This window comes from Solemya velum gill symbiont (assembly GCF_002020255.1).
Taxonomy (GTDB): domain Bacteria; phylum Pseudomonadota; class Gammaproteobacteria; order Chromatiales; family Chromatiaceae.
Map to the genome: position 1 here is coordinate 13,590 of NZ_MPQG01000021.1, position 24,992 is coordinate 38,581.

The 24,992-nt window shown below is 50.7% G+C and carries 30 protein-coding genes; 15 read left to right on the forward strand and 15 right to left on the reverse strand.

What is annotated here, in order from left to right; translation table 11 throughout:
- Positions 1-15: 15 nt before the first annotated feature.
- Positions 16-564: a hypothetical protein gene (locus BOW06_RS11605; RefSeq protein WP_043117416.1), complete on the forward strand. Its 549-nt coding sequence runs from the start codon at positions 16-18 to the stop codon at positions 562-564.
- 38 nt (positions 565-602) lie between these two features.
- Here the strand turns inward: BOW06_RS11605 and BOW06_RS11610 are convergent, their stop codons facing one another.
- The 3 genes from BOW06_RS11610 to dtd form a co-directional block, all read right to left on the reverse strand.
- Positions 603-1,403, reverse strand: a complete 801-nt coding sequence (locus tag BOW06_RS11610) for an endonuclease/exonuclease/phosphatase family protein (RefSeq protein WP_143556096.1) — start codon at positions 1,401-1,403, stop codon at positions 603-605.
- An 8-nt stretch (positions 1,404-1,411) separates the two neighbouring features.
- Positions 1,412-2,032 carry a thiol:disulfide interchange protein DsbA/DsbL gene (locus BOW06_RS11615; RefSeq protein WP_078453462.1) on the reverse strand — a complete coding sequence of 207 codons (621 nt, stop codon included), beginning with the start codon at positions 2,030-2,032 and terminating at the stop codon, positions 1,412-1,414.
- An 87-nt stretch (positions 2,033-2,119) separates the two neighbouring features.
- Positions 2,120-2,560, reverse strand: coding sequence for a D-aminoacyl-tRNA deacylase (dtd, locus tag BOW06_RS11620; RefSeq protein WP_043117417.1), 441 nt, complete (start codon positions 2,558-2,560; stop codon positions 2,120-2,122).
- Positions 2,561-2,891: 331 nt separating this feature from the next.
- Here dtd and nth point away from each other — a divergent pair, with 331 nt between their 5' ends.
- The 5 genes from nth to BOW06_RS11645 all read left to right on the forward strand — a co-directional run bounded on the left by nth (position 2,892) and on the right by BOW06_RS11645 (position 6,788).
- Positions 2,892-3,524 carry an endonuclease III gene (nth, locus tag BOW06_RS11625; protein ID WP_043117418.1) on the forward strand — a complete coding sequence of 211 codons (633 nt, stop codon included), beginning with the start codon at positions 2,892-2,894 and terminating at the stop codon, positions 3,522-3,524.
- 102 nt (positions 3,525-3,626) lie between these two features.
- Entirely contained in the window at positions 3,627-4,640 is a 1,014-nt protein-coding gene (hemH, locus tag BOW06_RS11630; protein ID WP_078454777.1) for a ferrochelatase, read from the forward strand.
- Between the two features lies 1 nt (position 4,641).
- Positions 4,642-5,025, forward strand: coding sequence for a gamma-butyrobetaine hydroxylase family protein (locus BOW06_RS11635; protein WP_043117420.1), 384 nt, complete (start codon positions 4,642-4,644; stop codon positions 5,023-5,025).
- Entirely contained in the window at positions 5,018-6,373 is a 1,356-nt protein-coding gene (gene xseA, locus BOW06_RS11640) for an exodeoxyribonuclease VII large subunit (protein WP_179115172.1), read from the forward strand. The genes BOW06_RS11635 and xseA overlap by 8 nt, the downstream gene beginning before the upstream one ends.
- Before the next feature lie 115 nt (positions 6,374-6,488).
- Positions 6,489-6,788 (forward strand): TusE/DsrC/DsvC family sulfur relay protein, encoded by a 300-nt coding sequence (locus tag BOW06_RS11645; RefSeq protein ID WP_043117422.1) that lies wholly within the window; start codon positions 6,489-6,491, stop codon positions 6,786-6,788.
- Between the two features lie 92 nt (positions 6,789-6,880).
- Here the strand turns inward: BOW06_RS11645 and BOW06_RS11650 are convergent, their stop codons facing one another.
- The gene (locus BOW06_RS11650) at positions 6,881-8,104 is read right to left on the reverse strand and encodes a virulence factor BrkB family protein (protein WP_179115173.1); all 1,224 of its coding nucleotides are present in this window, start codon (positions 8,102-8,104) and stop codon (positions 6,881-6,883) included.
- Between the two features lie 13 nt (positions 8,105-8,117).
- Positions 8,118-8,894 carry a fumarate/nitrate reduction transcriptional regulator Fnr gene (gene fnr / locus BOW06_RS11655; protein ID WP_370606302.1) on the reverse strand — a complete coding sequence of 259 codons (777 nt, stop codon included), beginning with the start codon at positions 8,892-8,894 and terminating at the stop codon, positions 8,118-8,120.
- 223 nt (positions 8,895-9,117) lie between these two features.
- On the opposite strand from fnr, the gene ccoN reads away from it, so the two are divergent.
- From ccoN to BOW06_RS11690, 7 genes are all read left to right on the forward strand, one after another.
- Positions 9,118-10,548: a cytochrome-c oxidase, cbb3-type subunit I gene (gene ccoN, locus BOW06_RS11660; protein WP_078453467.1), complete on the forward strand. Its 1,431-nt coding sequence runs from the start codon at positions 9,118-9,120 to the stop codon at positions 10,546-10,548.
- A 12-nt stretch (positions 10,549-10,560) separates the two neighbouring features.
- Positions 10,561-11,190, forward strand: a complete 630-nt coding sequence (gene ccoO / locus BOW06_RS11665; protein WP_143555838.1) for a cytochrome-c oxidase, cbb3-type subunit II — start codon at positions 10,561-10,563, stop codon at positions 11,188-11,190.
- 5 nt (positions 11,191-11,195) lie between these two features.
- Positions 11,196-11,372, forward strand: coding sequence for a CcoQ/FixQ family Cbb3-type cytochrome c oxidase assembly chaperone (locus tag BOW06_RS11670; protein ID WP_043117426.1), 177 nt, complete (start codon positions 11,196-11,198; stop codon positions 11,370-11,372).
- Positions 11,369-12,271: a cytochrome-c oxidase, cbb3-type subunit III gene (gene ccoP, locus BOW06_RS11675; RefSeq protein ID WP_043117427.1), complete on the forward strand. Its 903-nt coding sequence runs from the start codon at positions 11,369-11,371 to the stop codon at positions 12,269-12,271. The genes BOW06_RS11670 and ccoP overlap by 4 nt, the downstream gene beginning before the upstream one ends.
- Before the next feature lie 72 nt (positions 12,272-12,343).
- On the forward strand, positions 12,344-12,643 hold the full coding sequence (locus tag BOW06_RS11680; protein ID WP_052132221.1) for a hypothetical protein: 300 nt from the start codon (positions 12,344-12,346) through the stop codon (positions 12,641-12,643).
- Between the two features lie 49 nt (positions 12,644-12,692).
- On the forward strand, positions 12,693-14,084 hold the full coding sequence (gene ccoG, locus BOW06_RS11685; protein ID WP_078454789.1) for a cytochrome c oxidase accessory protein CcoG: 1,392 nt from the start codon (positions 12,693-12,695) through the stop codon (positions 14,082-14,084).
- Positions 14,085-14,089: 5 nt separating this feature from the next.
- A complete protein-coding gene (locus BOW06_RS11690) occupies positions 14,090-14,584 on the forward strand; it encodes a FixH family protein (protein WP_078454781.1) in 495 nt (164 codons plus the stop codon).
- Positions 14,585-14,704: 120 nt separating this feature from the next.
- On the opposite strand, the gene BOW06_RS11695 is transcribed toward BOW06_RS11690, so the two are convergent.
- From BOW06_RS11695 to BOW06_RS11715, 5 genes are all read right to left on the reverse strand, one after another.
- On the reverse strand, positions 14,705-15,697 hold the full coding sequence (locus BOW06_RS11695) for a serine/threonine protein kinase (protein ID WP_078455059.1): 993 nt from the start codon (positions 15,695-15,697) through the stop codon (positions 14,705-14,707).
- Positions 15,697-16,923, reverse strand: coding sequence for a phosphoserine phosphatase SerB (gene serB, locus BOW06_RS11700; protein ID WP_043117940.1), 1,227 nt, complete (start codon positions 16,921-16,923; stop codon positions 15,697-15,699). Before serB ends, BOW06_RS11695 begins: the two co-directional genes overlap by 1 nt.
- Before the next feature lie 154 nt (positions 16,924-17,077).
- Positions 17,078-17,830, reverse strand: coding sequence for a molybdopterin-synthase adenylyltransferase MoeB (locus BOW06_RS11705; RefSeq protein WP_078454783.1), 753 nt, complete (start codon positions 17,828-17,830; stop codon positions 17,078-17,080).
- 1 nt (position 17,831) lies between these two features.
- Entirely contained in the window at positions 17,832-19,286 is a 1,455-nt protein-coding gene (locus BOW06_RS11710) for an NAD-dependent succinate-semialdehyde dehydrogenase (protein WP_078453469.1), read from the reverse strand.
- A gap of 66 nt (positions 19,287-19,352) precedes the next feature.
- The gene (locus BOW06_RS11715) at positions 19,353-19,871 is read right to left on the reverse strand and encodes a hypothetical protein (protein WP_043117436.1); all 519 of its coding nucleotides are present in this window, start codon (positions 19,869-19,871) and stop codon (positions 19,353-19,355) included.
- A gap of 142 nt (positions 19,872-20,013) precedes the next feature.
- Here BOW06_RS11715 and BOW06_RS11720 point away from each other — a divergent pair, with 142 nt between their 5' ends.
- A complete protein-coding gene (locus tag BOW06_RS11720) occupies positions 20,014-20,703 on the forward strand; it encodes a 4'-phosphopantetheinyl transferase family protein (RefSeq protein ID WP_052132222.1) in 690 nt (229 codons plus the stop codon).
- Between the two features lie 205 nt (positions 20,704-20,908).
- A complete protein-coding gene (locus BOW06_RS11725; RefSeq protein WP_052132223.1) occupies positions 20,909-21,358 on the forward strand; it encodes a c-type cytochrome in 450 nt (149 codons plus the stop codon).
- 58 nt (positions 21,359-21,416) lie between these two features.
- Here BOW06_RS11725 and BOW06_RS11730 read toward each other — a convergent pair whose 3' ends face one another.
- The 5 genes from BOW06_RS11730 to BOW06_RS11750 form a co-directional block, all read right to left on the reverse strand.
- Positions 21,417-21,896: a hypothetical protein gene (locus BOW06_RS11730; RefSeq protein WP_143555837.1), complete on the reverse strand. Its 480-nt coding sequence runs from the start codon at positions 21,894-21,896 to the stop codon at positions 21,417-21,419.
- A gap of 40 nt (positions 21,897-21,936) precedes the next feature.
- A complete protein-coding gene (locus BOW06_RS11735; protein WP_078453471.1) occupies positions 21,937-22,296 on the reverse strand; it encodes an EF-hand domain-containing protein in 360 nt (119 codons plus the stop codon).
- A complete protein-coding gene (locus BOW06_RS11740; protein ID WP_078454785.1) occupies positions 22,293-23,483 on the reverse strand; it encodes a hydrogenase small subunit in 1,191 nt (396 codons plus the stop codon). The genes BOW06_RS11735 and BOW06_RS11740 overlap by 4 nt, the downstream gene beginning before the upstream one ends.
- Positions 23,484-23,686: 203 nt before the next feature.
- Positions 23,687-24,205: a rhodanese-like domain-containing protein gene (locus BOW06_RS11745; protein ID WP_078455060.1), complete on the reverse strand. Its 519-nt coding sequence runs from the start codon at positions 24,203-24,205 to the stop codon at positions 23,687-23,689.
- A gap of 347 nt (positions 24,206-24,552) precedes the next feature.
- Positions 24,553-24,870 carry a hypothetical protein gene (locus tag BOW06_RS11750; protein WP_078454787.1) on the reverse strand — a complete coding sequence of 106 codons (318 nt, stop codon included), beginning with the start codon at positions 24,868-24,870 and terminating at the stop codon, positions 24,553-24,555.
- Positions 24,871-24,992: the final 122 nt, after the last annotated feature.

Here is a 24,992-nt window from a genome sequence, read left to right on the forward strand (position 1 = left end):
AATTTTGATGAAACCATGAACAAAGGCTCCCTGTTACTTCACCCGCTCAAAACCGGTTTGATGCCTGACCTGGAAACGCTGCAAGCAACACTACACAGTATCGGTTTCACAGGCGATGCGATAAACGAGCGGAGCTGGATGGTTGGCGAACAATTTCTGCAACTATTGACCTTCATGGGCTGCTCCCCGCATATCCGTCTTGAGCCTGACTCTGAAGATGACCATGATTTCTGCCATATTTCGCTGCGCCTGGCAGATACACCACAACTACTCTACAGCGAGCATTCACGTCCCTGTCGTTGTAACAATTGCGCTAAACCAGTGGTAAAAAGCTGGGAAGCATTCGACTCAAATGCAGGAAGCTGGAGTTGCGGCCATTGCAATACCCCGCACCAGCGTCTTGAAGAGCTACGCTGGCGAAACGACTCCGGTGTTGCGGTCTGTTTTATCGAAATTCACTCGATCTATCCTGGTGAAGCCCAGCCTGTCGACTCACTGATGAAACAACTCGAGAAAGTCACCAACAGTGACTGGCGTTATTTCTACCTGCATGGCCAGAATTAAGAGACCGGCAACTGAGTGAGAATTTTGTTCTGAAAGAGTCAGTCAGGAATCGATTCATTGAGCTTGAATGGCAGAACCACGTCAACAGACACCGGCAGATGATCCGATAACGGAAAATCGATGACATGCGGTGTGTCAGTATCGAGTGAGTCAGACAGAAAAATGTGGTCAATTTTTCGCACCGGTTGCCACGATGGATATGTCGGTGCACCGCAGGTCGCATCCTTGAGACCGTTCTTCGCCATAAAATCGACCAGGCTTCCGGAATCAGTGGGGCAGTTCAGGTCTCCCATCACGGCAATATGTTTGCGTGATGCAATCAGGTCAGAAACAAAGGACAACTGGCGCAGACGACCATGCCTGCTCAGTGCAAGATGCAGGAAAACGACAGAGAACTGCTCATCGCCTTCACCATAGTCAACGAGTATCGCGCCTCTTCCCGGCAGTCCCGGGAGACTGTAGGTATGTGTCTCCATCGGTCGGATGCGGCTCAGGAATCCGTTACTGTATTGCGCTAACGGACCAACATTCCGATTGACCTGCTTGTTCCAGTAAGGGAAGTCGGCACGGTGTGCAAGATAGGCAGTCTGGTCGAGAAACGAGGATCGCAGGCTGCCCGCATCGACCTCCTGCAAACCAACAATATCAAAATCAACAACCAGCTTTGAGATCAGGTCGAGATTTTCCTGCTTTTCAGGATGAGGAAAGAAATGCTTCCAGCCCTTGGTGATGTATTCCCGCGGGCTGGCAGTCTGAAGGCCACTCTGAATATTGTAGCTCAGCAGCCGGATACGCTGTTCTCCGGCTGCTGGCATTTTCTTTGCGGCCTTCTCGGACATACCCTGGTTTATTTCGCCATGGCCGCACGTTCAGCACGTATCTTGCTGACAAGGTAATCAGCGATTGTGAACTTCTGAGCCCAGGAATAGGCCTGCTCTACCTTGTATTGGCCATCGACGATAAGTGCCGGAACACCTGTGATCTGGTACTGCTTGGCGTACTTGACTGCTTCCTGCATTTTCAGATTCACAACAAAAGAATCCATCATGTCGTGATAGGCATTCAGATCAACGCCATGGGATGCGAGAAACTGGTCCATCGTCTCCTGCGTATTGAGGCGCTGTTTTCTGTCATGCATCGCACTCATAATTACATCATGCAGTTCCGGTTTCCCCATCTGCTCCAGGGCGAAGAAAGTCTTGGCATGCATTTGTACATTGGGTCGATTAAAGGTCGCCGGGTAGCGGACAAATTCGACGTCATCAGCCTTGGTCTTCAACCACTCTTTTACGGCAGGCTCAAAAGCATAACAATGGGGGCAGGCGTACCAGAAAAACTCGATAACCTGGATTTTTTCCTTGCCCGAAGAGTCCATACCGATGACCGAGTAGTTAACCCCTTCAACAGGCTGTGCAGCCATTGCTACAGGTGAAATCAGCAAAAGAAAAGCAATTAGTATTTTTTTCATTGAATTGTCGCCCAACTAAATTAAATTAAAAAATCATGTCTGTTAAGACACGAGCGCAGTACATCAGTTCCATATATAGGCATGCGTTCATGTCTCAAGCCAGAAAGTTACTGGCCCATCATTAACCAGCGAAACCTGCATATCTGCACCAAAGCGACCACATCCGATGTCGCCACTGTAATCTGTTCTGACCCTGCCAACAAGATACTCAAACAGCCGTTGTGCATCCTGTGGCGGTGCACCCTTGCTAAATCCCGGGCGCATACCCTTGTGCGTTTCTGCAGCAAGTGTAAATTGGGGGACCAGCAGAATTCCACCCTGTGTGTCATTAACACTGAGATTCATCTTACCATCTGAATCATTGAAAATGCGGTAATTACACAGGCGATGTGCGAGCTTGTCGGCACTCTGTTCCGTATCATCCCGAGTCACTCCGACAAGCACCAGCATGCCGGTGCCAATTTCAGCAATACGTTCAGCATCAACATCGACAGATGCACCGGTTACTCTCTGCACCAGGCCGATCATACCAAACGACCTGCCATCAACACATTAATCAAGCGGCTAGAGTCCATTTCACACCAATCTACATCGTGTAGGAATTTTCCTACACTATTTTCAGAAAAAGGCCATATTGCCAGTTCAGCAGACACACTATAGTTAAACCATCACCAAACGAGATGGAATTCAGTCTACTCGTGGATAAGGAAGTCTACAGTAGTCAGGAACTGGATGTCATTACATGGAAGATCCCTTTGTCACCACCAATTTGACGTGGTGATAGAGCCCCGATGGACCGGGGCTCGTCTTTTTCCGGAGCCTCTGAAGCAGGGGCTCCATTGGTGTATTATCATGCGCCATGAACAGAGAGAAACGCACGCAGATTTTTGAGCGCCTTCGAGCTGAAAATCCAAATCCTACGACCGAACTGCACTTTGAAACAGCCTTTGAACTGTTAGTTGCCGTGGTTCTCTCCGCCCAGGCAACCGACAAGGGCGTCAATAAGGCGACTGCCAAGCTTTATCCCGTAGCAAATACACCAGAGAAAATACTGGCGCTTGGCGAAGATGGACTGAAAGAGAAAATCAGGACGATCGGCCTTTTCAACAGCAAGGCCGCCAATATCATCAAGAGCTGCGCCATTCTGATTGACCAACACGACAGCCAGGTACCATCTGAAAGAAAAGCGCTCGAAGCCCTGCCGGGTGTCGGCAGAAAAACTGCCAATGTCATTCTCAACACCTGGTTCAAACAGCCTACCATGGCAGTTGATACGCATATCTTCCGCGTCTCCAATCGCACAGGCATCGCTCCCGGCAAGAACGTTGTCGAGGTGGAAAAGCGGCTGCTGCGCTTGATTCCGGAAGAATTTCTGATGGATGCCCACCACTGGCTGATCCTGCATGGCCGCTATACATGCATCGCACGCAAACCACGCTGCGGATCCTGTGTGATCGAGGATCTGTGTGAGTTCAAAAAGAAACAAAGCTAATCGCTGGTCGCTGGCCGTTGAAAGACGAACAATGATGTACAAAACCGGAATCTGCGTAATAATGCACTGATACCAAGCAATCAATATCTGGACAGAACTAACGTGTACCACAAAGCACCATTCCCCGATAATCAACCGGTTCGCACCGGCATCTTGCTGGTCAACCTGGGAACACCAGACTCAGCCTCTGTCAGTGACGTGCGCCGCTACCTTGATGAATTCCTCAGCGATCCACGCGTGGTCGAGGTCCCTCGCCTGCTGTGGTTTCTGATTCTGCACCTGGTGATTCTGCGTATCCGTCCAGGCCGTTCGGCCAAGGCTTACCAGAGTGTCTGGAGTGATGAGGGATCACCCCTGCTGGCCATCTCCCGTCGCCAGGCCGACAAGCTTCAACAACAACTCGACCCTGAGAAGTCGTCAACTGTGGTTGCGCTGGGTATGCGCTATGGAAATCCATCGATTGCCGATGCCCTGGATGAATTGAAAAAACAGAATGCACGACGCATCCTGGTACTACCGCTCTACCCGCAGTACTCGGCGAGTACGGTTGCTTCCGTTTTTGATGCCGTAACTGACGAGTTACAGACATGGCGCTGGATTCCTGAATGCCGTTTTATCAATAACTATCCCGAACACCCTGATTACATCGAGGCATTGGCAGAATCAGTAAGACAACACAGGGAGCAGCATGGGTCGGCTGACAAGCTGCTGCTCTCTTTCCACGGTATTCCGCAGGAGTATGTCGACAAGGGCGACCCCTATGCTGATGAGTGCAGGCAGACTGCTGAGAAACTGGCGCAGGCGCTCAATCTGGACAACTCCGACTGGCTGCAAACCTTCCAGTCACGCGTTGGTAACAAGCCCTGGTTACAGCCCTACACGGATGCGACCATGAAATCACTCGCAGCAGAGGGAGTCAAAAGCGTGCAGGTGATCTGCCCCGGCTTCTCTGTCGACTGCCTCGAAACCATCGAGGAGATTGATGATGAGAACCGCCACTACTTTCTGGACAACGGCGGTGAACGTTTTGAATACATCCCGGCCCTGAATGATTCTGACGACCATATCGCCATGATGTCGTCACTGATTGCTCAGCATACAAACGGGTGGGACTGATATGTCTGACACGCCTCATCCGACAAACATCGTCATGCACCAGGCCTCACATCGTCTCGAAATCGAATTTGATGACGGCAGCAGCTTCGAATATCCGGCTGAATTCCTGCGCGTCTACTCTCCATCTGCGGAAGTACGCGGACACTGGGGCCAGGGCGCCAAGCTGCAGCTCGACAAACAAGATGTCAATATTGAAAATATCCTTCCGGTTGGACAATACGCAATCAAAATAGTCTACGACGACGGTCATGACTCGGGCCTCTACGACTGGGCCTACCTGCATGACCTCGGCCGCAAGCAGGCGCTCTACTGGAACGAATATCTCGAAAAACTGCGTGAAGCCGGACATACGCGCACCCCGTCAAAACTGGAATCCGATGGCTGAACTTGAGCGCCAACGTGATATTTTCACCGTCAGCCGCCTCAATATGGAAGTGCGTTCGGCACTGGAAGGCAGTTTCCCGCTGCTATGGATTAGCGGTGAAATCAGCAATCTTGCCATGCCACGTTCCGGCCACATCTATTTTTCACTGAAAGATTCGCAGGCACAGGTTCGCGCGGCCCTGTTCAGAAACAAACGCAACTATCTGCGATTTGCTCCCGAAAATGGCATGCAAGTGATCGTCCGTGCCCGCGTCACCCTGTATGAACCACGCGGTGACTACCAGCTGATTATCGAACAGATGGAGATGGCCGGTGAAGGTGCGCTGCGCCAACAGGTCGAGCAGCTCAGGCAGAAACTCGATGCCGAGGGCCTGTTCGATGCTGCAGCAAAGCAGGAGATTCCACCCTTCCCAGCCAGTGTCGGCGTCATGACATCTGCTTCAGGTGCGGCTCTGCATGATGTTATCAGCGTCATGCAGAGACGCAGCCCGATGACCCGTCTTATCATCTACCCTGTCACGGTACAGGGTGCAGAGGCAGCTGCAGAGATGACACGCATGGTGCAGCTGATCGGAAAACGTAACGAATGTAATTTACTCATCGTGACACGCGGCGGCGGTTCGTTTGAGGACCTGATGCCATTCAACGACGAGCAGCTGGTACGAAGTATCGGGCAACTGCCAATGCCGGTCATATCAGCAGTCGGGCACGAGGTCGATACCAGTCTGTGCGACTATGTTGCAGACCAGCGTGCTGCAACACCGTCGGCGGCAGCCGAGCTTGCCTGCCCGGACCAGCGCGCACTGCTGCAGCAACTGCAGCGCTTGCAGCAGCGTCACTCAACAGCCTTATCGCGCACCCTGATGCAACTCTCGCAAACTGTCGATTACATCAACCGACGGATTGCAGTACATCACCCGGGACGCAAACTGCAGCAGATTGAAAGCAGCCTGCATCAACAGCAGCGTCGTCTCGAACTACTCGCAAGGAGCCAACTGCAAGGTACTAATTCACGCCTGGCAGGCCTTCGCCAGAGACTTTTACTGCAGGCGCCCGGGCGACGGCTGGTAGAGGCCAGGGAGCAACTGGAACGACAGCAGACTCTGCTGCACAAGGGCATTAACCGCCAACTCGCCTTGCTGCGACAGCGCTTTGTTTCAGCCGCTACGCCCCTGCACCTGTTGAGCCCGTTGGCCACCCTCGATCGAGGTTACGCAATTGCGTTCGATACAGAACGCCTTGCTGTGCGTGACGCAGCCACACTTTCCGAAGGTGACTGGCTCAATCTGAAATTCGCATCCGGCGAGGCCGAATGCCGCGTTGAAAAGGTCAAAACCAGAAAAAATTAATCCGCAGCAATTTCCCATCAATCTTGAAAGGTAATTAAAACTGGACGAATGGGCATAAATTCGTCACAATAATTACCAAGTGTTTTAATAGGTTTTATCTTTTGGAGTAAAAACGATGAGTGTAGAAATTCCTGAGCGCGATGGCGACGGTTACCTGAGAAGTATGGCTGACTGGACACCAGAGATTGGACGTGCAATGGCAGAGGCCGATGGCTTCGAACTGGACGACGACAAATGGGACCAGATCATGAAGGCCCGTGAGTATTACGATGATGAGAACGTGGTTCCGGCCATCCGTATCTTTTCCAAGTACATCGGCGTCGACAAGAAGATCCTTTTCAAGCAGTGGACAACAGGTCCAATGAAGCCGATCACCAAGTACGGCGGCCTGCCAAAGCCGACCGGCTGCGTCTGATTCCGGATACAGTTTGCATGAAAAAGCCGGCTGCAGAGCCGGCTTTTTTATTCGGACAGAATAATTATATTGGAAACAGGCAGATACCCGGACTAATCGATTAAATCATCCAGTGATGCATCCAGTGCTTCTCGAACCCCATCGCGAGCAGTCTGGATCAATGGCGTCACCCTGGCGCCAATTTTCTCATCATGAAAGGCCTCGTCGGTTGCCGGTAATGGCAAGTTTGTTTTCTGCATCAGGTCATACAGGGTCAGCTTGCGCAGGTCCTGTTGCAAAACCCATGTCCTTCTCTCTGTACGAGTGATCAGCTTCGCCTTGTCGAGCATACCGATCAGCTTCTCCATCGAAAGCCGCCCTATACCCGTTGTTCCCGACTGCACAATTTTGTCAGGCACGACATCTCCACCCGCCTGCTGTGCACAGTGAAATATCGACAAGAGCTGGAGCAGTTGCGGCAATCCGGCCCGCACCCTGTTTTCAGCAGTCCCGTAATGGCGAAACAGCTCCAGGCTGTGGGTAAATTCCGCTCCGAGGAGAAAAATGATACAGGTGAGGTAGAGCCACACGAGAAAAATCGGGATCACTGCAAGCGCACCGTATATCGCCTCGTAACTCGGAAATGATGTCACGTAGACTGCAAAGGCACGTTTTGCCACCTCAAACAGCAGTGCAGCCAGCAGGCCTCCGGCCAGTGCATCCAACACGGGCACCCTGCGATTTGGAATCACCAGGTACATCAGTGTAAAGGCAAGTGCCGAGGTGGCAACCGGTGCGACTGCAATCATGTGGTCCCCTATACCAAGCGTCTGGTCTGCCTCAACCAGCAACGGCAAGGAGATCAGGTAGGAGGTTGCAGCAAAACTGGATACCACCAGGATCGGTCCTAGCGACAGCAGTGCCCAGTAGGTTAGAAACTGCATTAACGGACGGCGCTTGGCATGCGTCTCCCAGATTGCATTCAAGGCGAGGTCGATATTGCGCATCATCAGGAAAGCAACCAGTATGAGTACGACAAAACTGGTACCGGTAAGCCGGGCTGCGTTACTGACAAAACGGTTCAGATACATCTGAACCTGCTCACCTGATGCGGGAACAAAATTATTAAAAACAAAGTCCTGCACGACTTCACTCATACGTTCTGCAACCGGAAATGCTGACAGGACGGCAAGCACCACGGTCATCAGTGGTACCAGTGATAGCAGGGTTGTATAGGTGAGTGTTGCGGCTCTTTCGATGCCGCGATGCTCACAGAAACCTGTGCGCAGCAGGTGTAGAAACTGTAACAGGCCAGCTCCAAATTTGCCTGCGTTCATGGTCATTATCCGTTCAGGGGAATCCCGTTGTTGAGCTCGTAAGGGTATTGTCCCCAAGGTCGGCCAGGGCTTCGATATTGAGCAATTTAACCTGCTTCCTGTTGACCTCCAGCAATCCCTGTTCCTGGAAACGGGAAAATGTCCGGCTCACAGTTTCGACCGCGTGACCAAGAAAACTGGCTATTTCTGTTCGTGACATGCTGAGGTTGAATTCCAGCGCCGACAAGCTGCGCGATTTGTAGCGCGACGAGAGTGACAACAGGAAAGAGGCAAGGCGCTCTTCGGCCGAGTGGCTGGCAAGGATGGCAACCATTTCGCAGTCGTTGTGAACCTCCTTGCTGAGGAGACACATGAGCTGGTGTTGCAGGCTTGGTATTTCTGACGTCAGGCTCTGTAACTGGCTGAAAGGAACCTCACACGCAGAGGTGGTTTCCAGCACAGCTACACTACATGAGTAGACGCGATTGTGTATGGCATCGAGACCGATCAGCTCACCCGGAAGGTAGAAACCGACGATGCACTCTTCACCGTGCTTATTAATATAGTAGGATTTCACCGAACCTGACGTGATGACATAAATGCCCTTGAACTTGTCACCCTGCCTGAAAAGATGGTCACCTTTGTGGTATGGCGTGTTGCGATGAACAATCGAATCAAGCTTTTCTGTCTCTGCTTCCGACATGCCAACTGGCAGACAAAGTGGTGTCAATCCACAGCTCTGACACCGAAGTTGATCTTTCAGTGTAGTGCTAAGCTGTGATTCCCTGCTTTTTATTTTGCCTTGCTTTATATCGGCCATGAATCACCCAGGTTGTATATACAAATTCTAACTCTAGACCCCGGTTCAGCTATTAGGAAAAAGTTCCCGGAGCATCACAATTCTAATGAAAGAATCGCACCTTATTTGACTTAGGTCAATAAGTATTCCGGTATATTCCATCAAAATTGCTCGCGAACTCTTAAATAATTAATTAAGAGTCTCGTTTCCAAATTTTTCCAGGGGAAATTGTGTTATGACTGAAACAACGTACAACTATAAAGTGGTGCGGCAATTTGCCATCATGACCGTCGTGTGGGGTATCGTCGGTATGTTGGTAGGTGTCATTATCGCTGCACAGCTGGCCTTTCCGACGATGACTGAGATGCTTCCTGAAGTGTTTCAGCAATACCTGCAATATGGTCGACTGCGCCCGCTTCATACTAATGCTGTTATCTTTGCCTTTGGCGGATCAGCTCTCTTTGCCACCTCTTACTACATAGTGCAACGCACCTGTCAGACACGATTGTTTGCCAGTGGCCTGGCCGGTTTCACCTTCTGGGGCTGGAACCTGATCATCGTACTGGCGGCTGTTTCACTTCCCCTGGGTTTCACCAGTGGTAAGGAATATGCTGAACTCGAATGGCCAATCGATCTGCTGATCGCGGTTGTCTGGGTCTCTTATGCCCTGGTCTTCTTCGGCACTATCCTGAAGCGTAAGGTCAAGCACATCTACGTGGCTAACTGGTTCTTCGGCGCATTCATCCTGACCATTGCAATTCTGCACATCGTCAACAGCGCTGCGATTCCTGTTACCCTGACGAAATCCTATAGCTTCTACCCCGGAGCTATCGATGCCATGATTCAATGGTGGTATGGTCACAACGCGGTAGGCTTCTTCCTGACTGCAGCTTTCCTCGGCATGATGTACTATTTCGTACCGAAGCAGGCTGGCCGTCCGGTCTTCTCGTACCGCCTCTCCGTTGTGCACTTCTGGGCACTGGTTTCTATCTACATGTGGGCCGGTCCTCATCACCTGCACTACACAGCACTGCCTGACTGGACCCAGTCTGTCGGCATGGTCTTCTCGCTGATTCTGCTCGCACCTTCCTGGGGCGGCATGATCAACGGAATCATGACCCTGTCAGGCGCATGGCACAAGCTGCGCACTGATCCGGTTCTCAAGTTCCTGATCGTTTCACTCTCCTTCTACGGTATGTCCACCTTCGAAGGTCCGATGATGTCTATCAAGACCGTCAACGCACTCTCCCACTACACTGACTGGACTGTTGGACACGTTCACTCTGGTGCACTCGGCTGGGTTGCAATGGTCGCCATTGGTTCACTCTACGGCCTGATTCCGAAGCTCTTCGGTCGTGAAGGCATGTTCTCGACCGCGCTGGTTGAGCTGCACTTCTGGATCGCTACCATCGGTGTCGTTCTCTATATCGCTGCGATGTGGATTGCCGGAGTTATGCAGGGCCTGATGTGGCGCGCTGTTAACTCTGACGGTACCCTCACCTACTCTTTCATCGAGTCAGTCGAGCGTACCTATCCTTTCTACAACGTTCGTCTGCTTGGTGGCGCCATGTTCCTGTTCGGCATGCTTCTGATGGCATACAACGTCTGGAAAACAGTAGCCAACGCTCAACCCGCTCAGGATGTTATTCCTGAAGCTGCGCACTAACAGAAGGAGGATATATCAATGTCTCATGAACGCGTAGAAACTAATATCGGGTTGATGGCTATCCTGATCGTCCTGGTGATCAGTGTTGGCGGTCTGGTGGAAATCGTTCCACTCTTCTTCCTGAAAGATACAACCACGCCTGTTGAGGGTGTAACCAAGTACAGCGCACTGCGTCTCGAAGGTCGCGATGTCTATATCCGTGAAGGCTGCTACAACTGCCATTCACAGATGATTCGTCCTTTCCGTGCAGAGACCGAGCGCTACGGTCACTACTCTGTCGCCGGTGAGTCTGTCTATGACCACCCGTTCCAGTGGGGTTCAAAGCGTACCGGTCCTGATCTGGCACGTGTTGGCGAGCGCTACAGTGACGACTGGCACGCGGCGCACCTCAACAACCCGCGTGACGTTGTACCAGAGTCCAACATGCCTTCGTTCCCATGGCTGTTCAGCAACACGCTTGACGGTGCAAATACCGCCAAGAAGATGGCTGCTCTGAACATCGCTGTTGGCGCTACCTGCCCAACATGTGACCTCTATTCTGATGCTGATATGGATGCGGCACAGGGCGAGGTTGCCGGAAAAACAGAAGCCGATGCACTAATTGCCTACCTTCAAGGTCTGGGCACTGCGATCAAGAGGTGATCATCATGGATATTAATGATTTTCGCTCTTGGCACACGGTGATAATGCTGGCTATTTTTATCGGAATTATCGTATGGGCATACAGCAAAAAACGCACCCATGCATTCGATGAAGCGGCTCACCTGCCCTTTGAAGATGACGCAACACACAAGGCAACCCTGAAAAAGGAGGATATCCAATGAGCAGTTTCTGGAGCAACTGGATCATCATACTCACAGTAGGCAACATTCTTGCCTGTATCTGGCTCATCTGGTGGACCATGCGCAAGCGTGCAGGCGAAGCCGAAAGCGGTGATGTCACAGGTCACACCTGGGACGAGGATCTGCAGGAGTACAATAACCCGCTGCCCCGCTGGTGGCTGTGGATGTTCTGGATCACCATCATCTTTGCTGCTGGATACCTCGCATACTTCCCTGGCCTGGGTCTCTTCCAGGGTGCAGGCAACTGGAGCTCAACCGGTCAGTATGAAGGCGAAATGCAACAGGCGGCCGAGAAATACGATCCGATCTTCAAGAAGTACGCGGCGATCGGTATCGCAGACCTGGCAAGCAAGCCGGAGAATGAAGAGGCGCTGGCCATGGGCAAGCGCATGTACCTCTCCTACTGCTCGCAGTGCCACGGTTCAACGGCAACCGGTGCAACCGGCTATCCTAACCTGGCAGACAACGATTGGCTGTGGGGTGGTTCTCCTGAAAAGATCAAGGAGACAATCATGAATGGCCGTACTGGTGTCATGATTCCTCATAAGGGTCGTGTAGAAGGTGAACAACTGGATCAGCTGACTGACTATGTCTTCAGCCTCAGTGGTCGCGAAGGTATCGATGCAGCCTCTGCTGAAGCAGGCAAGGCACAATTCCTGACACTTGGCTGTATTGCCTGTCACGGTATGGACGGCACAGGTAACCAGGCACTGGGCGCACCTAACCTTACCGACGAAATCTGGCTTTACGGAGCCAGTGCGGGAGTTGTCAAGAAGACCATTCTGGAAGGTCGTCAAGGCGTCATGCCGGCACACAAGGAGTTTCTTGGCAATGACAAGTCACACCTGATTGCTGCTTACATCTATAGCCTTTCAAACTAAGTAATATGGACCTCGCCGGGCTGTTTCAGCCCGGCTTTTTTTTTGCCTTGTAATAATGCTAGACTTCGATCTATGAACGAACAACAACAGCAAGAAACCTCCGGGCAGAGCCTGCCACTCGTGCAACAGATCACATCTGTCCTGTGGCCATCCTTTATCATCGCCTCACTGGCTACGGCACTCTTTTTCGTCATCTTCGACCCCAGTGATCTTGCCATGATCTCGGGTATTGAGGTCACACGTACCGGTGGATATACAATAGGCTTCTTCTTTTTCTGGCTCATCACCTCGATCAGCTGCGCCCTCACCTGCTATTTCAGAAAGCCCTGCCCGCCGAGAATTATCAATGACGGACAGGCTCCAGATCAGTAAAATAGGCCGATTCTCACAACCCGTAGTTGAACACAACTCAACTGGTGCCATGACAAGCAATACGACCGATCCGAGTCAGGACGAACTCTACAAAAAACGCGAGAAAATCTACCCTCGTGAGGTGCACGGTATTTTTGCGCTGTTGCGCAACCTCACCATGGTTACCCTGCTCGGACTTTACTATGGTCTTCCATGGATCAACTGGGACAATCACCAGTCAATTCTGTTCGACCTGCCAGAGCGCAAATTCTATGTTTTCGGCTTCACTTTCTGGCCACAGGACTTCTTCCTGCTGACGATCCTGCTGATTATCGCTGCAGTCGCACTATTCTTCTTTACGACACTGGCCGGACGCCTGTGGTGCGGCTACGCCTGTCCACAGACAGTCTGGACAGAGATCTTTCTCTGGTTCGAGCGCAAAATCGAAGGCTCGCGCCAAAAGCAAATCAAACTCGATAAAGCACCGTTGAGCGCCAGAAAGGTTGGCATCAAGACTTTCAAACACTTTGTCCTGATCGCATTCTCACTGTGGACCGGCTTTACATTTGTCGGCTATTTCACACCGATCACCGAACTGTCACAGTCCGTCATCCACATGACTCTCGGTCCATGGGAAACCTTCTGGATCATCTTCTACGGCGTTGCCACCTATGGCAACGCAGGCTGGTTGCGTGAGCAAGTGTGTATCTATATGTGCCCCTATGCACGTTTCCAAAGCGCCATGTTCGACCATGACACCCTGATCATCTCGTATGACGAAAAGCGTGGTAATCCACGTGGTGCAAGGAAACGCGGCGCCTCATCAGCCGAGGCCGGACTCGGAGACTGTATTGACTGCAAACTCTGTATCCAGGTGTGTCCGGTCGGCATCGATATTCGTGATGGATTGCAGTACCAGTGCATTGGTTGCGCTGCCTGTATTGATGTATGCGATGATGTCATGGAAAAGATGAGTTATCCCAAGGGGCTAATCAAGTACACCACTGAAAATGCCCTGTTCGGCAAGGCCACGAAAATCTTGCGCCCGCGTATCCTTTTCTACACTGCCCTGCTGGTCGCACTGACTGCCGGACTGGTCTACGGAGTCGCATCGCGCGTGCCGCTGGAAGTCAATATTATCCGTGACCGAAATACACTCTATAACGAAACAAGCCAGGGACTGATCGAAAACGTCTACACGCTCAAGTTGATCAACATGACCAACGAGGACCAGGTATTCGACATCAAGGCAAGCGGTATCGAAGGTCTGAAACTTGTCGGCACGTCTGAAGGCATCAAGGTTGTAACGGGCGGCGTCAAAGATGTTCCTATACGCCTTCATGCAGACCCCATCATGCTGAAAAGTCGCAGCAGCGAGGTCATCTTCCATGTTGAAGCACGTGACAATAAAGAGGCCAAGCACTCCGAGAATGGCCGTTTCCTTGGCCCACTGATTAAGTAGGAATTATGACACAAGAAGATACTAAGCCCTGGTACCGCCAGTTCTGGCCCTGGTTCATCATTTCGCTCCCGGCCGGAACCGTAGTTGCGGCCTTAATAACCGTCTATATTGCAGTCGATGGTGCCGACCCACTGGTGACGGATGATTACTACAAGGAAGGCCTGGCGATCAATCTCGACAAGAGTCGGTTGAAACGAGCCGCAGAACTCAATATCGCTGTACGCATGAACCTTGCGGAGAGTAATGTCGAACTGCAATTTGCACCGCAAGCAATCGCACCTCAACAGTTGAGACTGGATCTGAGCCACCCGACAAAAGCCGAATTCGACATGCACATCCTGTTGCTGCAAGAGGCTGACGGAATCTACCGCGGCAGTTACGGCGAGGTACAGGAAGGTATCAACTGGCACTTGAGCCTCTACCCTGACGACAGGGAATGGGGATTGCAGTCACGCTGGTCGCCTTCGAGCAGTGTTAACTGGATTGAGTTACGTCCGTAAACTGCTTATCGCGGCGAGGTGCCGCTCCTACAAGAGAGAGCAGAAATGCCGGGGAGCGTATGGAACGGTTCCAGCCGAGGCAATCCCGGGATTGTAGGAGCCCCGCCTCGGGGCGATTCCCTACCAGAGCTGCAGCGGCTCCTCTTGCAGCAGCGAAAACTGCTCCCTCAATTCGAGGATATGCTCCTCCCAGTACCTGTCACCGGTGATATCAGGGAAGTTTTTCGGGAAAGCGGGGTCATGCCAACGCTGCGCAAGCCAGGCAGCATAGTGCATCATGCGCAGGGTACGAAACGCCTCGATGAGGCAGATTTCAGAGGCATTAAAGTCATTGAACTCGTTGTAGCCCTCAACTATCTCGGACAGCTGCGCAGTACGACGCTCACGATCCCCTGACAACAACATCCACACATCCTGGATAGCAGGCGCCATGCGTGCATCGTCAAAATCGACAAAATGGGGAGTCTCATCACGCCACAACAGGTTACCGACATGACAATCCCCGTGCACACGTATCAGCTCCTGCTGGTGGGGCTGGTAGATCTCGTCGAGCAGTTGCAGCAAGTCACCGACAAGACTCCTGTAAGGGAGCTTCAGTGCCGAAGGAATAAACTCCTCGGCAATAAAATCTGCACTCTGGTGGCCGAAACTCTTTACATCAAGAAGCGGACGATGTGCAAAGGGCTTTAGCGAACCGATATGATGCAGACGGCCAAGCACCTGGCCAATGTGAAACAGGTTATCGAGGTTATCGAACTCGGGAGCACGGCCACCACAACGTGGATAGAGTGAGAAACGAAAGCCCTCATGTTCGAACAGTGAGTTGCCACTCTCATCCCTTAACGGCGCAACAATGGAGATATCACTCTCGCTAAGTTCGAAGCAGAAGTTGTGCTCTTCAAGGATCTGCTCATTCGTCCATCGTCCAGGACGGTAGAACTTGGCAATCAGTGGTGTCTCTTCTTCAAGTCCGACCTGGTAAACGCGATTTTCATAACTGTTGAGTGCAAAGATACGGCCATCTGACAAATGACCGAGGCTCTCCACGGCATCAATGATGAAATCCGGTGTCAGCCGGTCAAAGGGATGTTCTCCCACATGTTGTTCACCCATCAGGCATTCGCTTCCTGATCATTGACTCCAAGCAGGTAGAGAATACTGTCGAGGCCTAATGTTGAAATCGCATGACGCGCACTCTCTCTGACCAGCGGCTTGGCATGAAACGCGACACCAAGTCCGGCAATTCCAAGCATTGGTAAATCATTGGCACCATCGCCAACAGCGATTGTCTGTTCCATGCTGATTCCCAGGTGACCCGTCATCTTCTGCAAGAGCTCGGCTTTTTTCTCGCCGTTGATAATGTCGCCAGTGACAATCCCGGTCAGTTTTCCATCGACGATATCGAGTTCATTTGCCGAGACACAATCCAGGTCCCAACGCTCTTTCAGATGATTGGCGAAATAGTTGAAGCCACCTGAAAGAATGCCAATCTTGTAACCGAGACGTTTCAGTATTCGCATCAAGCGGTCCGCACCCTCGGTTATCGGCAGTGTTTCGGCTATCTCCTGAAGAACCGATTCATCCAGCCCTTTCAGAGTGGCAAGGCGCTGCCTGAAACTTTCGTCAAAACCGATCTCACCACGCATTGCCGCTTCGGTGATGGCTGCAACCTGCTCACCAGAACCGGCCCGCTTGGCCAGTTCATCAATCACCTCGCACTGGATCAGGGTCGAGTCCATATCAAAAACGATCAGGCGACGATGACGTCGGTACAGACTGTCCTGCTGGAAAGAGAGATCAACCTCGTCATCGCGGGTAATTGCGAGCAGGTCGTGACGCAGTGACTCAAGGTCATCCACCTCGCCACGCAGATGAAATGCAACGCAGGCACGCAGGGAATCGGACTCCGCCTCCGAAGCATGTACGAGCGGGAAGCGACCCGAGAGACGCCGTAGCATGTCGATATTGACACCATAACGGGCAGCAACCTCTGCAACATGGGCTATATTGGCCGCACTGAGTTTGCGTCCAAGCAGAGTAACGATGTAACGTGGCTGACCCTGGCGTGCCACCCAGGCCTCATAGTCCTCGAGACGAATCGGTGTTGACCAGACGCTGACACCCTGCTGCCGGGCAAGTTCCTGTAACTCACGCATGATAGGCTCGGAGGACTCTCCATGTGGGATTTCCAGTGACATGCCCAGACTCAGGTAGTCATGTGTCACGGCCTGGTCGATATCAAGAATATTGACTGAATGGCTTGCCAATACTTTGGTAAAACTGGCCGTGACACCCGGGTGATCCGGGCCATTGATATTGAGAAACAGGACTTCGCTCATTTTTTTATCGTTAGGTTCAAGGTACAAGGTGAAAGGTACAAGGTACACGATTTTTAGTAGCGAGGTTGGTGTACCGGGTTATGCTCATTTTTTTATCTATCAGTTATCAGTTGTCAGCTTTCTCCCTGTACCTTGTACCTTTCACCTTGCACCTTTAATATGAACAGACCGAACACCCGGGGTCCTTCGGCAAGCGCATCTCACGAAAGCCCCCACCCAGTGCATCAAACAGCAGCAGTTTTCCAACCAGGGTTTCACCGACACCGGTAATCAGCTTGACTGCCTCAAGCGCCTGCAAAGTGCCGATAACACCGACAACCGGCGACAATACACCTTCAAGCGCACAAGTCTCTGCAAAACCGGATTCATCTCCGTAGAGACAGTGATAGCAGGGCGAGGTATCCCGGTTCGGATCAAAACTGGCAAGCTGCCCCTCCATGCGTATTGCGGCACCTGAGACGAGCGGCGTTTTATGACGAAAACAGCTGGCATTGACCTGAAAACGCGTCTCGAAATTGTCACTGCAATCGAGAACCACGTCAGCAGCAGCGATCTGCTCCTCCAGTTCATTGTCATCCAGCTGCCAGTCGATCGCGGTGACCCTGATCGATGAGTTGACCGATACGAGTGTCTGCCGCGCGGAGATTGCCTTGGGCTCCCCGATGCTCTCTTCCCTGTGCACAATCTGGCGTTGCAGGTTGGAAAGCTCGACACGGTCAAAATCGCTCAGTACGAGATGTCCCACGCCGGCAGAAGCGAGATAGAGTGAAGCAGGAGAGCCAAGCCCACCCATACCGATAATCAGCACACGTGCATCGACGAGTTTCTGTTGTACAGCCTTGCCAAATGCCGGCAAGCGTATCTGGCGACTGTATCTCTCCTGAAGTGATTCGTTTAATTCAGCCATGCTAGCCTTCTATACCACCCATGCAGATGTACTTGATCTCGAGGTACTCCTCGATACCATATTTTGAACCTTCACGCCCGAGACCAGACTCCTTGACGCCACCAAATGGGGCAACCTCCGTCGAGATTACTCCTTCGTTAACACCGACAATTCCGTATTCGAGAGCCTCTGAAACGCGCCACACGCGGCTGATATCCTTGCTGTAAAAATAAGCGGCAAGTCCTGACTGGGTGTCATTGGCAAGCTCGATCACTTCAGCCTCGCTGGAAAACCGATACAGGGGTGCAACCGGCCCGAATGTCTCTTCACGGGTTACACGCATATCCGGTGTTACGTCAGTCAGTACAGTCGGCTCAAAAAAGGTGCCACCACGTTGATGTCGTTTACCGCCACATACAACCTGCGCACCCTTGTCGACAGCATCCTGGATATGACGTTCAACCTTGCACACCGCATCTTCGTTGATCAGAGGTCCCTGGTTACTCCCCTCTTCGAACCCGTCACCTACCTTGAGCTTGCTGACGACGGCAGCCAGCTTCTTTGCAAAAGCGTCATAGACGGTATCGTGAACAAATAGCCGATTGGCACACACACAGGTCTGACCTGCGTTGCGATACTTGGATGCCATGGCGCCGGCGACCGCAGCATTCAGGTCAGCATCATCAAAGACAATAAAAGGCGCATTGCCGCCAAGTTCCATAGAGACTTTCTTGACGGTATCGGCACAGTCCCGGATTAGCAGCTTGCCGACTGCAGTCGAACCGGTAAATGAGAGCTTGCGCACCGTCTGGCTCGAGGTCAGCACACGCCCGACTTCCTGCGCTTTGGTGGTGGTGATGATATTGAAAACACCTGCCGGAAAACCGGCTTCAGCTCCGAGTTTTGCCAGGGCCAATGCACACAGGGGCGTCAACTCGGATGGCTTGACCACCACGCTGCATCCGGCAGCAAGTGCCGGAGCACATTTGCGTGTAATCATCGCAATCGGGAAATTCCACGGCGTGATTGCAGCAACAACACCGATCGACTGCTTGACGATGACATAGCGTCGATCATTAAAAGGCGACGGAATAACATCACCATAGATACGCTTCGCCTCTTCCGCAAACCATTCAACAAAGGAGGCACCGTACATCACCTCGCCGTTTGCCTCTGCCAGTGGCTTGCCCTGCTCGAGCGTCATCAGGCTGGCAAGGCCGTCCTGATTCTCCAGGATCAGCTCATACCATCTGCGCAGAATTGCAGAACGCTCTTTTGCAGTTTTCGCGCGCCATGCCGGCAATGCCTTACTCGCGGCATCGATCGCCTTTTCGGTATCGGCAGACCCCAGGTTCGGTAAGCTGGCGATAACCTCACCATTGGCCGGATTAGTGACATCAAACTGCTCACCATCTTCGGCACCAATCCAGTTGCCATCGATAAAGGCTGCTGATTCAAATAAATCGTTTGTTTGCATTATCCTGTCGCCCGCTTAATTCTATTTGTGTAGATAATCCCGGTTAACATACCTGGCCCGGGTGGGTTAATCAGCTGCCCACTCGCCTTCGAATGGACATATCCAGATCTCCTGTCCATCCTGCCGTTTTCCCTGAAAATTCCAACCTGCTTTCACATAGTGTCGATGCATTCCCTTTTTCCATAAACCCGGGTTTTCATTGATGACCGCGGTACCCTTTGCTCCATTTTGCGTATCGTCAGAAACCCTGGCAAGGTGCTTTCGTGTGACACGGCTTGCAAGCGCAGGCAAGCCGATGGTTTTGCGCGCTTTGGGCCTGATGAACATACGCATCAGGTACCATGTGTATCCTCCCTGCCTTAGCTTGTCGAGATAGGCAGTGGAAACGCCACAGACAGCTCCCTGTGGATCCAGAATCATACAGACAACCTGGTGAATCCGTTGCTGTGCCTGTTGTGGCGAAACGACACCTGCAGAGGCCCACAGCTCTAATACTTGTTGCTGCTGCAGTTCTGACATTGTGCCGAATACCTCGATTACCTTGTAACCGTCGCGCCACTCGTGCTTACGTTGAATATTTTCCATCTGTCACTCGCCAGGCTGATTCGTACAGTCAGGTGTAATGGTTATGTTGTTTACCAATCATTTGAATAGCATATGATATACGTCTTGCTCTTCATAAGGAATCAGATAACAATCAGCGAAGAGTTTTCACAGGCTGAGTAAGATGAGCACGGGAAAGATAGTATTCGAAGAAATCAGGCAGATCGACAAGATCTCTGCTCTGCTGCTTGATCAAAAAGAACTCCATGTCTGGAAACTGAATCTCACTAACTTTCCAGACAATGCCAGTGGCTATCTGGATACAAAAGAACTGCAGCGTTACCAGCGTATTATTCCTGAACAGCAGAAAAACCGTTTTCTTGCCAGCCGTTACTGGTTACGCCAGATTCTCAGTGATTATCTGAACTGCCCACTGCATGAACTTCAATTTACCTCAGGAGAAAAGGGGAAACCCGCCCTTATCACTCCCGGAATTAAGCTGGAATTCAACCTGACACATACCGGCGATTATGCAGCACTGGCTATTGCCATTGATACTCAAGTGGGAATCGACATAGAAAGTATTCGGGAAAAAATAAATACAGTAAAAATTGCCCGACAACTCTTTTCTGTCAATGAGATCGAACAACTTGAAGCACTACCCACTCAACAGCAATCAAACTATTTCTTTGAATGCTGGACCAGGATGGAAGCACGGCAAAAATGCATGGGGCTGGGTATCTTCAATGAAAAGGTTGCTGATGAACAGGTAGTAACAAAAAGCTGGGAACTGGATGAGAACCTGCTGCTTTCTGTTGCCTGGTCAGACAGAGAGTGGCAGCCGCTGGTACGCTTTCTTGAACCAGGTGTTTGACAACAATCAAGCTCCCTCCCCCATAATAAAATCAGCCATTTCTAATTGATATTAATCATTAGAACACCACCTCTGACCTTTGCGATACGCAACCCTGACTATACTGTTATCAGAGGCAATAAAAACAATACTGGCACCCCAGCCAGAGGGTGGTGTATATCGTATATATACCTGTTATTACGTAAATAAGAAGGAGGGCCTGTCGATGAATATTCAAACGAAATGCAACTTGATTAAAACGGCGGCAGCAGCCTGTTTGTTTGCGATTGGTAGCAGTGCTTATTCTGCAGAACAGACCGGGCTGACATCAATTGGTCAACTGGAATTCCAGAAACATTGTGCCGCTTGCCACGGCATGGGCGGTAAAGGTGACGGTCCATTCATTGAATTTATGAAAGCTGCCCCACCTGACTTAACGACCCTGAGCAAGAGAAACGATGGTGAGTATCCACAAGAGCAGGTATTTGCATGGATCAAGGATGCTCAGAGCATCAAGGCTCATGGTACGACGGAGATGCCGATCTGGGGGGACAGGTATCGCATGGAGATCAAAAGCAGGAACGTGTATGGTCCTGGCTTTGAAGGCTTTAGTGGCTCAGTCACTCAGCGTATTCTTGAACTCGTCTATTACATTGGCACAATTCAAGAAAAATAAGGATAGATATCTGTATACAGGGCCGCTTTAGAGCGGCCCTTACCAACTATTGAACAGATTACTCTTTCTCTGCCCACTCACGAATCTTGCGCTTGAGCTTCTTCTCGACTTTTTCACCTATCTCATCCCACTCTTTGGAGGAGCCACTACCCTCTTCATCTTCCGACCACGCCTTTAGCCTCCGCATGACCTTTTTCTCAACTTTCTCTCCAATCTCGTCCCACTCTTTTTCGCGCTGCTTTTTCTCTGACGACTTGCAGTTAACGTGAGAACTGCCACCCCAGATGCAGATAACACCCAAGAGAAAGCCGAAGTCGTACCAACCACCAACATTATTGACTTCGTAGACCAGAACATTTTCGTTGAACAAGTGGATTACCAGGGTGACAACCGAAATAACTCCATGCCAGAGGCCATACCAGAAACCTGCAGGGTTATCCTGTGTGAACAACCCATCTCCTGCTGTACAGGATGCAAGCATAAGCATGACAAAAACAAGAATGAATGGTTTTAACAAGCGAATATTAATATCGTACATTTCCGCCTCCAGTATCGTTGAATCTCAGAGATGAGAAAAACTATCTTCTCCCCCTGTATCGATAGCGCCTGTGTTTTCTCAAGCGCGCATTCATCGCTGATGCCATCTCTTCTTCTTCGATCAGTCCATTCCTGTTGTAATCAATCTCTTCAAAAAGAAAAAGTGGCATATGACGATGAGAGCGTCCGCTTGCCTCCCGACGCTGCACCATCTGCATATAAAAGTGCTCGTACTCTTTCTGGTCAAGAAAGCCATCCCTATCCTGATCATGTACAGAGAACACCCTGTTATCCGAGAGTTGCGCTTCAGTTTGTGCGACAACCGTACTGGAAGAATAGAATAGGAGTGATACTGCTGCCAATAAAATAGCAACAAAAAATTGAAAGATGTCAGCCTTCATTGACTTTCCTCCAGGTATTTTTCCAGTATTGTCAGCTGGTCTTCTGAAAATTGAAGCCTGCTATGCGATCGAATATCACCGGAACGCAGAAGATCTGCAATTTTATCCGGTGCTGTTTTAAAATCAGTCGGGTCAAATGAGTGGCAGTAAACGCAGTTTTCCTCATAGAGCTGCGCTCCCTCCTGAATGCGTGAATCATGCGCTTCATTTTTAGGTGCATAATTCAACATTGCGCTATCGAGAGTCTGGTAAAAGCCACCCTTGTCCCAGAAATCCGGTTCAGAGCAACCGATACACGGGTGGCCCGCCTCTATCGGGAAACTGGTCCCCTGGTTCCATTTAACCACTGCGCATGCATTATGTGTCGTCGGCCCTTTACAGCCCAACTTATAAAGACACCACCCCTGACGTGCGCCTTCGTCGTCAAATCGTTCTGCAAATTGTTCGTTTTCGTAAAAATGATAGCGAGAACAGCGATCATGCACTGTTTTGGCGTAAATGCTCAGTGGACGATTCAAATCGTCTAAAGCAGGAAATCCCTCAAATACAACAAGGTGTGCAAGCACACTGCTGATTGCGACCGGCAACGGCGGACAACCGGGAAGATTAATCAGTGGCTTTTGCTCGATCTCTCCCCTCTCCATTAATTCGGAGACACCCGCTGCACCAGTCGGATTTGGATCAGCTGCAGGCAATCCTCCAAATGCCGCACAACTTCCAATTGCTATTACAGCCTTCGCACCCTGAATCGTCTCTTGAAGAAGATCCAGGTTACTCCTCCCTGAAATAGTTGAGCAGACAGCTGTTTCACCTGCAGGAACTGCACCATCAACGATCAGGTAGTAATCGCCGAACGCATCTTCCATGGCCTGCTGTCTGGCAGATTCTGCTGCTTCCCCCGAAGCAGCCTGCAGCGTGTGATGATAATCGAGCGAGATAATATCAAATATCAGGTCTTCAATCGTTGGGGCATGGGATCGGGTCAAGGACTCGGTGCAGCCGGTACATTCCTGGAAAGAGAGCCAGATTACAGATGGTCGCTTTGCCTTCAAAAACTGATTGGTAAATCCAGCAACAGCAGTCGACGGAAGAGCGAGCAGTGATGCCATAGCAGAGCTGTACTTCAGAAATGAACGCCGGCTGATGCCACGCTTGGCCAGGTACGTTCCAACATTGCTCTTTTTCATTACGCCAATTCAAATTCTTATGCGGTAAGAGATCGTCTGCTATACAAGTAAGCATAGCCCCTGATGCTTACAGGTACAGTGATTTTTCACTGAATTCTGATCACACCCAAGGGGATGTCTGACCAGGCATCAATATCCTGACCGCATCGATAACCATATGAACCGGCACGCTCTCCATCCCTGGCTAACATCTCCATTCAAGGTTACTTCGCTGTAACTTTCTCAGCTTTGACTTTTGGTGGTGTGTTTGCCTCCTTCGGTCCGGCATATGCCACCAACCCCTTGAAGCCGCCTTTCAGGATATAGGTGTTTTCAAATCCGATGTGACGTAAAGCTGTTGTGGCTGCTGAAGCACGCACGCCTGACTGGCATAGCACCACAATAACCTCATCCGTCGGCAGTTGGTCAAGATTCTCGGGCAAGAACAGCTTGTTTAATGGAATAGAGAGACTTCCGGGAATTGTCAGTGTGAACAGACCGGTTTCTTTCTCTGTACGAATATCGACAGCGACGACCTGCTTACCTTGCTTAAGACCTTCAACAAACATCTTCGGCTTCATCACATGCAAGGCTTTACCGGCTTTTGCACCAACCACCGGCTGAAACATGACGGCATAACTTTCTGCAAGCGCCTTGTCGTACGCATGACTGATTGGTGAGACCAGGATCGTCCCGGCAGTCATCAATGTGGCCATTGATGTGAAAAGAGTCTTTATAAACATCTCCCTCTCCTCAATGTTCACTAATCTTAATGTATATATAGCCCCGCCAAATCCGGCATTTCCTTGAAATAACGCAATAACTGGCCGAAATAGTATTTTTCAGGGCAGCATATCTTTCCCGCTCCGTTAGAGGAATTGAGAAGCATTTACTGACCGACGATATTCAACAGGCAAAGAAAAACCGCTAACATTTCTGCAAGCGGTTGATCTATCAGCCTGAATATCCACTTCCAATTGCAGACCTTCGTGAGTCTGAATCGGCTCAACTAGGCCGAACGACTGCTAACGAACATCGGTGGACTATTCTTGGCAATTGAATAAATCATATCCCACTAAAAAATACCTTCTTATAAATCCACCGTACGAAAAATCTCCCAATGACTTGAGCCAGGCACGATTAGTGGCTCTAAATCTGATCCAAATTTGGTATGGGAATCCAGCTTTACCATCATGTCCCACATTGTTTGTAGTGCTTCAAGACTTTCCACAGAATGATCAAACTCAAAGCGGGATTCCATAGCTTCAATTGAACCGGTATTCACTCGCAAATGGTTTTTTGTTAATCCTACTTTCTCGCCTACCTCTTCGTACCATTGTTGAATCCTTTTTATGAAATCATCCTTCCTCCCAAAACGAACATCTATTATCCATCTTGCAATAAACATATTGCCCTCCTGTTGTTCATTTATTCGCGGATTCAACTCACTAGTGCAACGGATGGGTTAATCCCGAAAAATACTTGATTGGGCGTTTTAATGCCAAGACATTTTCGGGGACGATTGTTCAG